The organism is Nonomuraea sp. H19, from assembly GCF_052068215.1.
Lineage (GTDB): Bacteria > Actinomycetota > Actinomycetes > Streptosporangiales > Streptosporangiaceae > Nonomuraea.
Genome location: NZ_JBQHCV010000129.1, coordinates 1 through 1,051 on the forward strand (window position 1 = coordinate 1; position 1,051 = coordinate 1,051).

1 protein-coding gene is annotated in these 1,051 nt (G+C 69.5%); it reads left to right on the plus strand.

Annotated features, from left to right (window positions below):
- Positions 1-1,025, plus strand: a 1,025-nt coding sequence (locus ACTMTI_RS56890; RefSeq protein WP_441129412.1) for an IS110 family transposase, incomplete at its 5' end; no start/stop codon positions are given.
- Between the last annotated feature and the right edge of the window lie 26 nt (positions 1,026-1,051).

Consider the following 1,051-nt stretch of genomic DNA (forward strand, 5'->3'; position numbering starts at 1 on the left):
TGTCCTGCCTGCGGGCCACCGGACGCAAGGTGTATGCGATCAACCCGCTGGCTGTGGCCCGTTACCGCGAACGCCACACCGTCGCCCGCGCCAAGTCCGACCACGCCGACGCCATGACCTTGGCCAACATCCTGCGCGTGGACGCGGCCTGCCACCGGCCGCTGCCGCAGGACTCCGAGCTGGTCCAGGCGATCGCCGTGCTGGCCCGGGCGCAACAAGACGCGGTCTGGAGCCGGCAGCAGCTGGCCAACCAGCTGCGCTCGCTGCTGCGGGAGTACTTCCCCGCGGCGCTGACGGCCTTCCATGTCAAGAACATCGGCCTGACCTCCCGCGAGGCTCGTGCCGTCCTGCAGGCGGCGCCTACGCCCACCGCGGCCGCCAAGCTCACCGCCCGCAGGTTGCACGCCCTGCTGCGCGCCTCGGGCCGGCAGCGCAACATCGCCACCTGGGCTGAGCGGCTGCAGGCGCTATTCGGTGAAGAACACCTTCGCCAGCTCCCCCTGGTCGAAGATGCGCTCGGCCGCCAGGCCCAAGCCTTGCTGTTGCAGCTGGATGCGGCATGCCGCGCTGCTGACGATCTCGCCGAAGCCACCAGCGAGGCCTTCCACCAGCACCCGGACGCGGCCGTCATCACCAGCTTCCCGGGCCTGGCCGATCTCACCGGCGCCCGGGTGCTCGCCGAACTCGGCGATGACCGCTCCCGCTTCGCCGACGCCCGCGCGCTGAAGGCGTATGCAGGATCGGCCCCGATCACCCGAGCCTCGGGCAAGAGCCTGGTCGTCCACCACCGCAAGGTGAAGAATCAGCGCCTGGCCGCCGCCGGTTACGTCTGGGCCTTCGCTTCCCTACGAGCACCAGGCCCCAGAGCCCACTACGACCGCCGCCGAGACGACGGCGAGCGACACTCCAGCGCGCTCCGCAACACCTTCAACCGCCTGCTCGGCTGCCTTCACCACTGCCTGCAAAAGGGCGTGACCTACAACGAAGATGTCGCCTTCCAACCGCGATCGAAGGCCATGGCTTGACAACTTGGGCAGATCGGATGTCTGCG